The following is a 13964-nucleotide window of genomic DNA, read 5'->3' on the forward strand; positions in this document are numbered from 1 at the left end:
CAAAGCAGCATAGCTAACCCCCGACGTGTCCACTGTCCGGGGGACAGGCCCGGGAAACTCAAAAAATCAGCTGGAACGTGTTGTTGACGTAGAACTTCCAGGACCAGCGAATAGTGAACTGCGTAGTTTTGTTCGTAATGCAGTTTCGTTAGCTCATTCAATAAAACACGCACCGAACTCATCGCGCCGTGAAGCTGGCATAATCGCTGATTCCGTAATCATGCTTGTCAATATTTTTCGGCGGATGTTTGAAAGCGTGTGATGGAACATTTAATTGAAAAGCGTTGGTGAGCAAATATCGTCGCGACATAGAGCCAAACGAGGTTAGTCCGAAAGGAAAGGGCCAGTTCTTACTTGAACTGGCCCTAATTGCTAGAGGTTACGCACCCGGGAATTCACCGTTGCTGCCCAGGCGCGCATCGGCGTCGAGGAGCATGGAGATTTCCGCGGCCTTGTCGGCGTCGACGAGGCCGTAGCCGTCAATCATCACCTTGGCGTCGGCGTGCGGCAGGCGGCGGCCGTCGATGATCTCAAAGAGCGGCGCGCGGCCCAGCATGCCGGCCTCGAAGCGGGCATGACCCGCGGCGAGGCGCTGCTCGGCACGCTCGCGCCAAGCAGCTGCAGCGTCAGTGCCGCGCTGCTTGGCGACGGCCTCCTCAAACACGCCCGGGTGGGCGTACACGATGAGCGCGCCGACGTGGCCGAAGCCGAGCGAGGTGAGCGCCGCGGCCTTGACCGGACGGCCAGCGGCCCCTAGGTCGAGCGGCGAACGCAGCCACACGAGGTTCTTCGCCTTCGGTGCGATGAGGGGATCGACACAGTCCAGCGAGACGTTGGCCGGGATGCGGCCGGTGCGGAAGACGTCGATGATACCGCCGGTCTGGAAGAGCGCGGCGCCGGCCTTTGAGTGGCCGGTGAGCGTCTTTTGCGAGATGACGAACATCGGCTGCTCCGCGTCGCGCCCGATCGCCGGCCACAGCAGGGAGTGCAGCTCAGACTCGTTCGGGTCGTTGGCGTTGGTGGAGGTGTCGTGCTTAGACAGGACCGAGACGTCGTTTGGCGTCAGCCCCAGCCCGCGCAGCGAGCGTGCGAGACGAGAGTTCTCGCGACCACGACCGGCGCCCAGGGCGCCGAGGCCCGGAGCCGGAATGGAGGTGTGGGCGCCGTCGCCGTAGGAAGCGGCGTGGGCGACCACGGCGAGTACCGGAAGGCCCAGCTCTTGCGCGAGACTACCGCGCACAAGCAGGACGGTGCCGCCACCCTCGCCCTCGAGGAAGCCGCCGCGGCGGCGGTCGTTGGCGCGGGAGATGAAGCGCTCGTCGATGCCCTTCGCAGTCATCGCTGCAGTCTGCGCGGTGGCGTTCATGTCGCCAAAGCCCTGCAGCGACTCGACCTGAACGTCGTCGATGCCACCGGCGACCACGACGTCGGCCTTGCCCAGTGCAATCTTGTCGACGCCCTCCTCGATGGACACCGCGGCTGTGGCACAGGCGCCGATGGGGTGGATCATCGAGCCGTATCCGCCGACCAAGGACTGCATGGTGTGAGCCGCGATGATGTTCGGCAGTGCTTCCTGCAGGATGTCGGATGGGCGCTCCTCGCCGAGGAAGCGGGAGACGAAGACCTTGTGCAGGGACTCCATGCCGCCGATGCCGGTGCCCTGCGTGGTGGCAACCTGGCCTGGGTGGATGGACTGCAGCAGCTCAGCAGGGGAGAAGCCGGCCTGGATGAAGGCGTCGACGGCCGTGACCAAGTTCCAGACCGCCATGCGGTCGAGTGCGTCGAGCATGTGGTCCGGGATGCCCCAGCGGGCGGCGTCGAAGTTGTCTGGCATCTGCGCGGCCACGGTGCGGGTGAGCGTGGCCTTGCGCGGTACCTTTGCGGTGGCGCCCTTGCGGCGGGTGACCTCCCATTCGCCGTCAGCCTCGCGGATGCTGGTGAACTCTGGGTCGGCCTCGGCGATGTCGCGGGCGGTGGCCTCGGAATCGACGGTGAAGGTGATGTCGCGGTCCAAGAACACTGTGGTCAGGTCGATGGAGCCGCGGTCAACCAGGTGGTATTTATCGGTGAGCTCGCGGATGCCGGCGCGGGCCACGACCTCGTCGTGGAAACGCTCGTAGATGTCCTCTTCCGCAATCTGTTCGTCAGTCTCGCCGATGAACCAGCCCGGCGTGGGCTCCTCGTGCCATGCGATGAGGCCGGTCATCCACGCGAGCTCGATGACACCGGCGGCGGTCAACTCGGCGGAGCCGTCGCGCTGCAGACCATACTCGGCCTCGAAGCGGGTGCGGCCGGAACCCCAGGAGCTCACCTCGCCGATACCGGCGATGACCACCATGTCGTCGAGGTCGGTGGTGATGTCGCCAAGTTCCTCAGCCAGCTGCGGCTGCACCGGGCGCGCCGGAGAAGGCAGTGCCTTGATGCGGGCGGTGGTGTCCTTGGAGGCAGCCTCGGCAGCGGACTGCGCAGCAGGCTTCTCGACCTCTAGGGAGGTCAGCGAGAAGCCTTCGAGACCGCCGGTGAGGTCTGCCTCGATCGGGCGTTCGGTGGCGCGGGCGCGGGACTCGGCGGAAGCTAGGTCTAGCAGCTCAGAGGAGATTTCCTCGGGCGACCAGACGTGGATGCCGGCCTTCTGTGCGGCTGGAACGAGGACATCGTTGCCGCCCATGAGGTGAGTGCCTGCGACCCAGCCGATCTTGGCTTGCGCAAGGGTGACGCCGGCAGGCCAACCAGCTTCGACGTTCCACTTGGCCAGGATGGCGTCGAGCGCGGCCTTGACTTCGCCATAAGCACCGTCGCCGCCGAAGGTGCCGCGGTTGGGCGAGCCCGGCAGGACCACGTGGCACCGGGTGGGACTCGGGGCCTTAACCGCGAGGTCAGAGAGGCCGCCGATGAGGCGCTCGACCGACCACAGCAGCAGGCGAGCCTGGGTCTCCGTGGAGGAGCCGGCGTCTGCGAGCGAGCCGGAAACAGACGGTGCCGCGAATGGGAATGCCAAGGTTGGGGTGAGCGCTGGCTTGAGAATCTTCACCTCGTTGCCCACGGATTCGCGCTGCTCGGAGCCGATCCACTCCACCAGGGAGTCCACGTCGCGGAAGCTGGTGAGGTTGGCCGGAACCAACCACAGGGCAGATCCCTGACGGCCGTGCTCGGCGTAGAGGCGGCGGGCGAATTCCTTACGGGACTGGGTCACTCGCGATGCCGTCATGATGACGGTTGCACCGTCTGCGAGGAGGCGCTCGACAAGTGCGGTGGCGATGGAACCAGGAGCGGCACCGGTGACGAGGGCGACGTCACCGGCGTAAGCGCCGTGTGCGGTGGACTCGGCGGCTGCGGCTATCTGCTCGAAGTGAGCAAAGTCGACGGCGGTGTTGCCCGAGCGTGCCCACCAACGGGCCTGTTCAGCCACGGTGGCGCCGGCGCCCTGGAAGGCGGCAGGCTGCGCGCGCTCGTCGTCGGCCGCGATCTCGCCAAGTGCTACGCGGGCGAGGCGCTCGCGGGCGGTGGCCCAGGCGTCGTCGAAAAGCACGGCGTGTGCCGCGTCGAAAGAAGGGGTGACGGACTTGAGCCAGCCGGAACCGAGCTCGGCTTCGACGGTCTCGATGACCTCGGTGTCTGGGGCGGTGGCCTCGGCAGGCTCGGCGACGTGGCCGAGCTGGGTGAGGACCTGGCGGGCCGCGGTGGCGAGCACGCCGTTCTCACCGGTCACGGTCTCGGCGTAGGCCTCGAGGGCAGCGGAATCCACGACCCCGCCGGAGGCTCCACCTGCGGCAGCGCCCTTGGAGACACTGGCGCCGTGCGCATTGGCGACGCCTTGGACGGCGGCGTCGATAAGCTCGTGCGCCGCGGACTTGCTGGTGGCGCTGGACGGAACCGTGTTTAGGCTGCCGCCGCGGACGGAATCCTCGTCGCGGGAGCCGAGCAGGATTTCGGCCTCGACGTGGGCGACCCACGACTCGGGCAAGCCCCAGGTGCCGGTGACGTACTCGGCCACCGCGGTGGGCTTGAGGCCCGCAGCGCCGAGCAGCTGGCGCAAGCGTGCGGTGACGGCCTCACCAAGGACGCTGCCGAAAGGCGCGTAGCCAGGGGCGGCGGCGTTGACCTTTTCGCGCAGCGAGGCGACGTCGGCGTCTGCGGCGCCGTCGATTGCAGGCACGCCGATCTCAGCGGACATGTCCATCAGGAGCTGGTTGCGGCGGGAGGAAACGCCGTTGGTGAGCTCCTCGATGCTTTCGGAGTCATTGATCTGGTCGATGCGGATCTTGTTCTGGAACGCGAAGAGCACCATGATGGCCTCGGCCGCGCGGAAGGTGAGCTCGGGGGCGGCACCTGCGGAAGGCGCAGCCGGGGCAGGAACTGCGGGAGCGGACTCGGCCGGGGCTGGCGCGGATTCAGCGGCTGGGGTGGCTGGAGCAGCTGGGACCGACGCGGCCTCGACAGCCGGTTCCTCTGTCTCGGGGGCGGTCTCGGGCTCTGGTGCTGCCTGGACGTCCTGGAGCATGACCTGGTCTTGGTCGCGCTCGACGTTGAATACGGGCAGGTCGCGGCCTGCCACGGCCAGGGAACGCTTGGCCAAGTTGGTCAGGGTTGGGGAGGCGGCAAGGCCGACCTCGATTAATTGATCGACCTCGTCGAAGAGCAGTTCCTGGGTCTCAATCCAGCGCACCGGGGAGGCGAACTGCCAGGACAGCAGCTCGATGAGGAGCAGGCGGGCGAGTGCCTGCGGCTCAAGCGAGGAGGCGTCGAGGCCGTCGAGCTTGCCAGAAGGAGCCATCGGGGCCACGGTGTCGACGAATTCTTGGGTCAGCTCGAACGGCACTGCCACGAGGTTCGGCACGTAGCGGCCGACCAGCGCGTCGAGGTCGAGCTCAGCCGGGAGGAGCTCGTCGAGCTTCTCTGCAAACGCGGCCACGCCATCGCGCAGCACGCGGGAGTGGAACGGGACGTCGATGCCCGGAACCATCACGGCTGCGCGTTCCTTGACAGCGTTGGCGCGGCGGACCAGCTCGCGCAGGCCGGCCTTGGTGCCGGCCACGGAGTACTGCTGACCGCGGATGTTGTAGTTGACGATTTCTAGGAACTCGCCGGTTTCTTCCGCAATGGAGGCGACGTAGGCGTCCACCTCATCGCCGCTCACGCCGATCATGTTCGGACGCAGCGCGGCCATGGCGTACTCGGAGTTGCCCTCCGCGTCGCGTGGAACGAGGCTGCCCATCGCGGAGCCGCGGGAGTAGACGATGTCGATGACCGCTTCAAGGTCAAAGATGTTAGCCAGCGATGCCAAAGCAGTGTACTCGCCGAGGGAGTGGCCGGCGTACATCGAGTTGGAGCCGATGGCGTTGTTCTCACGCAGGCGCTCGGTCTGTGCGTACGCCACGACTGCCAGGGCGACCTGGGTGAATTGGGTCAGGTGCAAAACACCCTGTGGGTGCACGAAGGTCTGCTCGCCGACGCGCAGGGACGTGGGATTGCCGTCGATGATGTGACGGATGCTAAAGCCCAGTGTTTCGCGGGTGTGCTGGTCGGCGCGGCGCCAGATCTCGCGGGCGGCTGGGGAAGCGTCGCGGTCGCCCTTGCCCATGCCCTCGGTCTGGATGCCCTGGCCTGGGTAGACATAAGCGGTGCGCGGCTGCGCAAGCAGTGCCTGGCCCCGGGAAACGACCTCGCCGCCTATGCGGCACGTGACTTCGAGGGCCACGTGGATACCCTTGCGGCCCACGCGCTCGACGACGATGTCAATGACATCGTGCAACTGAACCATGCCGTACATGGAGTAGGTCCAGCCCACGACCTGACCGTGCCGCGCGGCCAGGTGTTGCGCAGTGGCCGAGAGCCACATGCCGTGGACCAGCGGTGCCTGGAGGTTCACCAACTGTGCGGCGTTGTAGGAGGTGTGAATGGGGTTGTAGTCACCGGAGACCAGCGCGAATGGGTTCATGTCGTGCGGCGCGGTGACGGTGGCACGATCCACGAAGGAGCGCGGCGTGGACTCGACCTTGGAGGCCGACTTGCCGCCGCCCCACTCAGGCGCAGGCTTCGGCATCGCGGTGCCGGTGGCGCGGCCGCGGATGGCAAAGCGCTGCATTTGGGTTGCGACGATCTCTTCGGTGCTGTGGTCTTTGAGCTCTAGCTCTACGGTGACGATGCGCCCGGAGACGGACTCGTCGATGGCGGTGCACTTGGAGGTGACGTCGATGCGGCGGCCGTCGGCGAGAGTCGCAAGCGGAACGCGGACGTCCACGACGTGGTCCAAGTGCACAGCATTGAGCAGGCCCTCGATGACGGGGTAGCCGTCCTCCAAAAGGCCCGAACCTAGCGCGGTGTAGATGGCCGGCCAGCAGGGGCCGACGAGGGCGTCCGGGGTGCCCACAGTGGCGTCCTCGCTGGCAGGAAGTGCGGCACCGGTGACTGCGGTGTGCGCCTCCAGCAAGGAGGCCGGCAGGTGGAAGGAGTAGTGGGCCACACCATAAGGTGCGTCCTCGCTGATTGAACCTTCTTCAATGCGCGGCATCTGCGTGATCTCGTCGCCCTGCTCAGACATGGAACCCACGCCGGCCAGGCCCTCGAGCAGGGTGAATACGGAGGCCGGGAGGCGCTCCTCCGAGACCACCGGGGAGCCGCCGGTAGCAACGCCCTCGGGAAGATCGACGGGAACGGTGACCTCGCGGACATAGAACGGGCGCTGGTCCTCCGGCAGGTAGTCCCAATAAGAATCGGCGGTGATGACGATCTCCCAGTTGCCGTCCGCGTTTTGGCGCAGGCTGTAGGCGTTATCGTCCATCTCATAGGCCGGGTTGGCCATGAGGTGGCCATGCCAGACCAAGGTCGGTGCGGCCTTGATGAAGGCGGCCTCGTCCTGTGCGGCCTGCAGGCGGGAGAAGACCTGCTGCGGGGTCTGGCCCGCGGCCAGCAGGGAGTCCGTGGTGGCCTGTTCGAAGCGGGCGAGCAGCTCGGCTACCGGCTCGTTCTTCTTGGTGATGCCAGCGACGGCCACTGGGCCCGGGATGATGCGCACCTGGTCTGCGGTGTAGCGCTCGTCCTGTGCCTGCCACAGGGTGTCCTTGCCGAACCAGACCTTGAGGTCGCCATCGATGGCAGGCACCCACGGCATCGGCTTGACGTGCTTGTAATGCAGGGAAATCCACCATGCGGCGTCGCGCGGGGACACGCTTGTCGACGTCGCCTCCGGGTAGGCCGCCAGCAAACGCGCCGCCGCGGCCGGAGCGTCGTGGACCTCGTCGATGGAGCCAAAGAGGGTATCGATCTCGCCGTGGTCAGCGCTGTTGAGACGCGCCTCGATGCGGTGGAGGAGGTCGAAGAAGCGGTCATCCCACGTGGGGTCCACGAACGGGTGAGCCAGTTCGACGAAGCGCTCGAGCCATTCGGCGTAGGTCATTTTCTCGACGTCGCCGAAGTAAGGCTTCGACGTCTTGTTCAGCGCGGTGATGATTTCTTCGCGGTGGGCGGGGTAGTCCTCGATGCTCAAAGAAGTGATGAGACGGGAGGCAGCCGCAAAGGAGTTGTCCAGGTCGTGGATGTCTGCCAACAAGTGCGATTGGGAGGAGGCCACGCCGTTGGTACCGGCACCGCGACCGACCCAACCATCATTTTCGGTTGGTGAAATACCGGAGGTTTTCACCAACAGGTCCTTGACGGAGTCGGTGGCCTTAGCCTCCTTGGTGGCCATGGCGACGGTGCCGATGAACACGGCGTCGACAGGCATGGCGTGCAGTTCATAGGCCTGTGCCCACTCGCCGGTGAGGTAGTCCGCCGCGCGCTCCGGGGAGTAAATGCCGCCGCCGACGGCGAGGATGACGTTGCGGTGCGCGCGGACCTCGGCGTAGGTTTCGAGCAGCATGTCATCGAGGTTGACCCACGAGTGGTGGCCGCCTGCGTGGCCGTCCTCGACCTGCATGATGATCTGGTCGTCCGGGTAGGCGGCAGCGATCTTGAGGACGTCGCGAATCTGCTTCGCAGTGCCCGGCTTGAAAGAGATGTAAGGGAAGCCATCGGCATGAAGCTGGGCGAGGAGCTCGCCGGCCTCGTCTACCTCCGGGATACCCGCGGAGATGCACACGCCGTTGAAGGAAGCACCAGCGGCGCGAGCCTTCGGCACGATGCGAGCCTGGCCGAACTGCAGGTTCCACAGGTAGCGGTCGAAGAACATGGTGTTGAACTGCGCAGTGCGGCCTGGCTCCAGGTGCTTTTCCATCACGGCGAGGTGAGCACGGAAGACCTCGTCGGAGTACATGCCGCCGCCGGCCATCTCGGTCCAGTGCCCGGCGTTGGCTGCTGCGGCCACGATCTCGCCATCAGCTGAGGTCGGAGTCATGCCACCCAACATGATGGGGGACAGGCCGGTGAGATCAGAGAAGCGGGTCTGGGTAAACGCGCGGCCGCCCGGCAGCTCGACAACGCGCGGCGCGAATTCGGAGTAGTCCACGGACGTGGGGAGGGAATTTCCGGGGATTGCCAGGGCATCGAGATTCTGCGGGCTGCCCGCAGACACCACGACGATGCCGCTGCCTTCGACGACGCGCTTAGTGATGTTGGCCAGCGAGCGATCCAGCACGATGAAGTGACGAGACTTCAGCTCAGCCAGGACGTGCGGCCAGTTGTGCTCGTGGACCAGGATGGATTTTGCCTGCTCGCGAGCGTTTTCAGCGTCGAGGCCACAGGCGGTGGCCAGTTCGACGGTGCGCTCGGCAGCGGGCGCGAGAATGGCGTTGTGGAAAGGAAGAGCCACGGGCAGCTCGGTGTATTGCGGCTCAAGGGGGTCGCCGCCGATGGTGCGCTCTTCGAGGGAATCGTTGAAGGCCTGTACTGCGGAGTCGAGCGCTGTGCGGGTTGCAGCGAGGTCCTCCGGGGAGCCGGAGAGCACAAAGTGCTGGCGGGCGTTGACCACGGCGATTACCGTGTTGCCGCGCAGGTTCTCCGTGATGAATTCACGGGAAAGGCCACGGATGGAAACCATCTGGGAACGGGTATCGGAACCGCCTACGACGTTGGCGGCGGTGCCCATCAGCAGGGCGAGGGCGAGGGCTTCCGCAGGCTTGTCGACGGCCATTTCGCCCAAGGATCCCTGGGAGTGTCCGGCGGTCTCGTTGATGGTGACTCCGAGGTTGCGCAGCTGTTCGATGGTGGCGATTTGGCTGAGTACGATGCCGGGGATGGATACGGCCGGGGAGGCGTCGAGCGCGGCGGCAGTGGCAGCGGCAGTGCCAGTCACAGTAGCAGCATCCCCTTCGAGCAGTTGCTCGAGGCGCTCGATGGCGCCTGGGCAGCTCGAGGCGGTGGCTCGTGCGGCAGGGCCGGTGATGCGGCGGGCCTCGGCGAGTACCTCCCGCAGGTTCTGTGCGGTGGCGGGGGCCTGCGCGGCGTCGTTAAGCGTGGCCTGCCAATTGGAGCCTTGTCCTGCGAAAATGACGGCTGGATTAGGCATGGAATGCAATGGAGTCAAAGACATTTTCCCTCTTAAAGTCTGGTGACGTTTGAAATGCCCTTAGTTAGTGTGAAGAAACTAAAAGCGATTACGTCACCGTAGCCTACTTGTGTGTAGGTATGTGTTTGACGCGTTTTAATGTGAGGTTTTTCTCATGTTTGAGTGGAGGGGGGTGACTTGGCATCTGCCGGGCCGGCTGCGGCATGTGCGTCGGCGTTGGTGTCGGTGGCGGAGTCGCCGTGGTGGTCCGGGCGGAGTTGGTCGGGCTCTTCCAGAAGCGCCATGAGATCAGCCTGTACCTCGCGGCGGCGGATCTTGCCCAGTTGATCGGAGGCCAAGTGCTCGAAGTGGTAGAAGGTGCGCGGGACCTTGTAGCGGGTGAGACGCTCGCGGCAGAAGTCCTTCAGGCCTTCCGGATCGAGCGCCGCGCCTTCGCGCAGGATGACACAAGCCACGACGTCCTCGGAGCCGTCGTGTCGTGGGCGTCCCACAACCGCGACATTGACCACGTCGGGGTGCTGATTGATGATCGCCTCGACTTCTGCCGGGTAGACGTTGAAGCCGCCGGTGATGATCATTTCCTTGATGCGGGAGACCAAGCGGATGAAGCCTTCCTCGTCCATGACGGCCATGTCGCCAGTGCGGAACCAACCGTTGTGGAAGGTGGCGGCGGTGGCTTCTTCGTTGTGGAGGTAGCCCGGGAAGACCTGCGGGCCGCGGACGAGAAGCTCGCCTTCGACGCCGTCCGGCTGAGTCTCGTCGAGGTTATCTGGATTCGCGATGCGGACCTCAGTGTCTGGGAAGGGGAGTCCGATGTGGCCGGCACGGTGGGCGTCGGTCAGCGGATTGCAGGTGACGACCGGCGAGGCTTCGGTAAGACCGTAGCCTTCAACTAACGTGCCGCCCGTATCAGTCTCCCACTCGGAGACAGTGTGTACGGGCAGGGTGGCAGCGCCCGAGATGGCGTAGCGGATGCCGTTGATCTCGACGCCTTCTTCCTTGGCGGCAGCGAGCACCTTTTCGTAAATAGTGGGTACGGCTGGGAACCAAGTGGGGGTGTGCTTCTTCAAGATGTCCATGATGAGCGGGAGCTGCGGTGAAGGAAGGAGGATGATTTCCGCACCAGCCAGGATTCCTAAGGTGATGGACATGGTGAAGCCATAAGAGTGGAACATGGGCAGCACAGCCATGAAGCGCTCGTGGCCGCGGCCGAGGTCTGGGGCCCAGGCATCGACCTGCAAGGCGTTGGCGGCGAGGTTGCCGTGAGAGAGCTGGGCGCCCTTGGGCTTGCCGGTAGTTCCTGAGGTGTAGAGGATGAGCGCGATGTCATCCTTCGATATCTCGGGGAACTGCATGCGGCGGCCGTCGCCACCGATGGCGGTGCTGATAAAGGTGGACCACGGGACGGTGTTTGGAGCGTCGGCGGACAAGGCCTCGCGCTTGGCCTTCAGCGGTGGGAGCGGGAGTTTAAGCGCGAGGCGCTGGAGGGGTGGCATCTCGTCGATCATGTTCACAGAGATGACCGTCTCGAGGTTGGTGACGTCACGCAGCTTTTCGAGCGTGCAGGCGGCTTTGTCCCAGGCGATGGTTACGCGGGCGCCATGGTCTTGGAACAGGGACTCGAGCTCGTGGGCGGTGTACAGCGGGTTGTGTTCCACGACTGTCGCACCGAGGCGGGTAATGGCGTAGAAGGCGATGAGGTGCTGCGGGCAGTTGGGTAGAAGGATGGCGACGTTGTCGCCTGGGCGGATGCCGAAGGCCTTGAGACTGGCGGCGGCGGCGCGAACCTGGGCGTCGAGATCCGCGTAGGTCATTGTCTTGCCGAAGAAGTAGGTCGCAGGGTTTGCGGCATTAACCGTGAGGTTGTTGGTATAGATATCAACCAACGTGGTGTCGCCATAGTCGATGGAATGAGGGGTCCACTCGGCGTAGTGCTGAAGCCAAGCGGCGTTGTCAAAAGCTCCCATGATCATGCCTTTCAGTTTCTGAGGCTAAGTATTAGTTACAACACAGTGTAGTTGCTAATGTGAGTTAACTAACGTGTTAAGTATTGAAAGACTTGCTAATGCTGGTGAGTTTCTGGGGGGAAGTCACTATAAGGTGCGAATTCGCCTTGTTTTAGCTAGAAAAAGCCCCGTTCGCAAAAGGTGCAAACGGGGAATTAACTGAAATTTTTGCCTAAAAAGCGAATCAACGTTAGCGAGTGGTTGCTTTAGTTCTTCGCCTTATTCTTTTCGAGAAGGGCGATGAGGTCTGCCTGGACTTCACGGCGGCGAATCTTGCCCAGCTGATCGGAGGCGAGGTGCTCGAAGTGGTAGAAGGTGCGCGGAACCTTGTAGCGAGTGAGGTTCTTGCGGGCGAAGTCCTTCATTCCCTCGGGGTCAAGCGCGGCACCGTCGCGCAGAATGACACAGGCGACGACGTCCTCGGAACCGTCCGCGCGCGGCAGGCCAACGACGGCGACGTTTTCCACGTCTGGGTGCGTGGCGATGACTTCTTCAACCTCGCCTGGGTAGACGTTGAAGCCGCCGGTGATGATCATTTCCTTGATGCGGGAGACGATCTTGATAAAGCCGTCTGATTCCATGACAGCCATATCGCCAGTTCGGAACCAGCCGTCGTGGAAAGTGTTCTCCGTAGCTTCGGGGTTTTTGAAGTAACCCTTGAACACCTGCGGGCCGCGGGCTAGCAACTCGCCAGCCTCGCCGTCGGGCATGGTTTCGTCAAGATTTTCTGGGTTGGCGATGCGGATTTCGGTGTCCGGGAACGGAATGCCGATGTAGCCTGGGCGTCGGTTATTGTTCATCGGGTTACCTGTGAGGACCGGCGAGGTCTCGGTGAGGCCGTAGCCCTCAACCAGCAGACCGCCAGTGAGCGACTCCCACTTCTCCACGGTTTCTGGGGGAAGCGCCGCAGCACCTGACAGGGAGTTGTGGACGCCGGTGATGTCTGCGCCCTTTTCCTCAGCTGCCTCGATGATCTTGGAGTACAAAGTAGGAACACCAGGCAACCAGGTTGGGCGGTGCTTTTTCATGATGTCCATGATGAGCGGGATTTTGGGGGCCGGAGTAAGTATCAACTCGCCGCCTACATACACGCCGAGGGCTGCGATGAGAGTCAGGCCGTAGATGTGGAACAAGGGCAAGGCGGCGAGCATGCGCTCGGGCTTAGCCCCGAAGTTAGGAACCCAGGCCACGCCTTGCTTGACGTTGGCGCACACATTCGCGTGGGTAATCTCAGCGCCCTTTGGTTTACCGGTGGTACCGGAGGTGTACAAGATGATCGCGGTGTCGTCGGGTTTGACCGTAGCGTCCTCGAGCTTGTGGCCGTTGCCGCCGATGGCGGTGCCGGTGAGCACGTTCCATGGAACCGTATTCGGGGCAGCGGCAGTGAGCTGATCGCGCTTTTCCGTAATCGGCGGAATTGGGATGCGCAACAGGAGTTGCTGGCGGCGCGGCATTGCTTCGGTCATGTTGACGGAGACGATGGTCTCCAGCGGGGTGGTCTCACGCAGCTGCTCGAAGGTCGGTGTCACCTTGTCCCACACGATGGCTACGCGGGCCGCGTGGTCTTGGAACAGTCCCTCCAGCTCGTGTGCGGTGTAGAGCGGATTGTGCTCGACCACAGTCGCACCTAACTTGAGCACCGCGTAGAACGCCGCGATGTGCTGCGGACAGTTGGGCAGTGCCATGGCCACGCGGTCGCCCGCGCGGATACCGAAGGCCTTGAGGCCGGCGGCAGCGGCACGCACTTGGGCGTCGAGCTCGTGGTAGTTCTGCTGCCTACCAAAGAACCAGGTGGCTGGCCTATTGCCGCGCTTTTCCAAGTTCTCATTGTAGATATCAAGCAGCGTGAGTTCACCGTACTCGAGGGAGTGGTCGGTCCACTCGGCGTAGCTGGCAAGCCAGGCTTTGGACTTGTATGCAGATGGCTGGGTATCCGACATGACGTCACTCCTTTTGGTGGCAAACAGTTTTGTTTCGGACAGTATAACCATTTTGTGAACTAAACACTTCTGCCTGCCAAACTTTTGCGATGGGGTAGTTGCCGTCTCTCCTTGGCTCACCGTGTTTGTGGGCCGCTAGAATTCACATTTGTACTCATAGTTCTTGCAGGAACCGAGACGGGGAAGCGGTGAGTGTTTCGTGGTTGCTTTACTTTTCACGGCTGCGGGAATCTACGGTCTCGTTGTGGCGCCGTTTCTCTCTATCACGTGCTGCCAGCCGACGTTGGGGCGTGGATTGTTTCAACGCTTTTCTCTGGCGAATCGGTTGGAACAAGCACATAGTCGCAATGCGAAAGCGCGATTTGGGTAGTTACCGCCGAAGGCTGGCTGGCAGCGGTAGTCCTCCTAATGATCGGGATAATTGGCCATGGTTACCCGGTCCTATTGCAGATCCGTGTTATGACGCGGTTGAGGGATTAGTCGTTTCAGGCTGTTACTGCTCTTTTTGGTCCCGTGCAAAAGCTCCCTTTCAAATGGTTGTATGTCGAGTAGAAGCTCGTCAGAAAACGGCCAAAA

General features: G+C 63.5%; 3 protein-coding genes. All 3 read right to left on the bottom strand.

Going from position 1 to position 13964, the window contains the following annotated elements; all coding sequences use genetic code 11:
* Positions 1–379: 379 nt before the first annotated feature.
* The 3 genes from HMPREF3153_RS03750 to HMPREF3153_RS03760 all read right to left on the bottom strand — a co-directional run bounded on the left by HMPREF3153_RS03750 (position 380) and on the right by HMPREF3153_RS03760 (position 13388).
* Positions 380–9466: a type I polyketide synthase gene (locus tag HMPREF3153_RS03750; RefSeq protein ID WP_070420058.1), complete on the bottom strand. Its 9087-nt coding sequence runs from the start codon at positions 9464–9466 to the stop codon at positions 380–382.
* Between the two features lie 128 nt (positions 9467–9594).
* Positions 9595–11409, bottom strand: a complete 1815-nt coding sequence (locus HMPREF3153_RS03755; protein WP_246817157.1) for a long-chain-fatty-acid--CoA ligase — start codon at positions 11407–11409, stop codon at positions 9595–9597.
* A 245-nt stretch (positions 11410–11654) separates the two neighbouring features.
* Positions 11655–13388 (bottom strand): long-chain-fatty-acid--CoA ligase, encoded by a 1734-nt coding sequence (locus tag HMPREF3153_RS03760; RefSeq protein WP_070420060.1) that lies wholly within the window; start codon positions 13386–13388, stop codon positions 11655–11657.
* Positions 13389–13964: the final 576 nt, after the last annotated feature.

The sequence above is a fragment of the Corynebacterium sp. HMSC06C06 genome (assembly GCF_001807295.1).
Classification (GTDB): Bacteria; Actinomycetota; Actinomycetes; order Mycobacteriales; family Mycobacteriaceae; genus Corynebacterium; species Corynebacterium striatum.

Excerpts from the sequence above, each read along its gene's own strand:
- HMPREF3153_RS03750 (WP_070420058.1), bottom strand. The coding sequence starts at position 9,466 with ATGTCTTTGACTCCATTGCATTCCATGCCTAATCCAGCCGTCATTTTC.
- HMPREF3153_RS03755 (WP_246817157.1), bottom strand. The coding sequence starts at position 11,409 with ATGGGAGCTTTTGACAACGCCGCTTGGCTTCAGCACTACGCCGAGTGG.
- HMPREF3153_RS03760 (WP_070420060.1), bottom strand. The coding sequence starts at position 13,388 with ATGTCGGATACCCAGCCATCTGCATACAAGTCCAAAGCCTGGCTTGCC.